1 protein-coding gene is annotated in these 472 nt (G+C 39.4%); it reads left to right on the top strand.

Annotated elements, in window-relative coordinates; genetic code table 11:
* Positions 1–254 (top strand): hypothetical protein (locus HQK88_17165; GenBank protein MBF0618528.1); only part of this gene is annotated, 254 nt, incomplete at its 5' end.
* Positions 255–472: the final 218 nt, after the last annotated feature.

Below are 472 nucleotides of genomic sequence, written 5' to 3' on the forward strand. Positions count from 1 at the left end.
TAAATCTGGACCAAAAATTTACAGTATCATCATTTTCTCTGATTTTTGCTAAAGTAGTTGCATCAATAGTTTTTGACTTTATCGTTGATGAAGATGTCTTTCTAACGGATTCGTTTTATTCGACTCGTGATGATGGTGGCATTCATTTACTTTTTTCAGTCAGTGCGAAACGTGAAGAAACAAAAAATGTAATCAAGGTTCATCTGACGACACAAGCACATCTAAATGACCGTCAGGTTAATGTTGAGGCTTAGCTGGTATCACTGGAACCAATCGAAGTTCGTGGATGGAAACAGATTTGCGAGTTCCTTAATGTTCGCCATAAACGAACTGCACGACGTATTTTGCAGAACGTCGGCCTTCTGGCTTATGATGTAAGAACACCGGTATTGAACAAGTCGTGCTTTGCTCAAGCTTCACGGATGAGGGTTGTGACAGTGAATATTCCAAAGGTGTCGAATTCGACATAATT

The organism is Nitrospirota bacterium (genome assembly GCA_015233895.1).
GTDB lineage: Bacteria > Nitrospirota > Thermodesulfovibrionia > Thermodesulfovibrionales > Magnetobacteriaceae > Magnetomonas.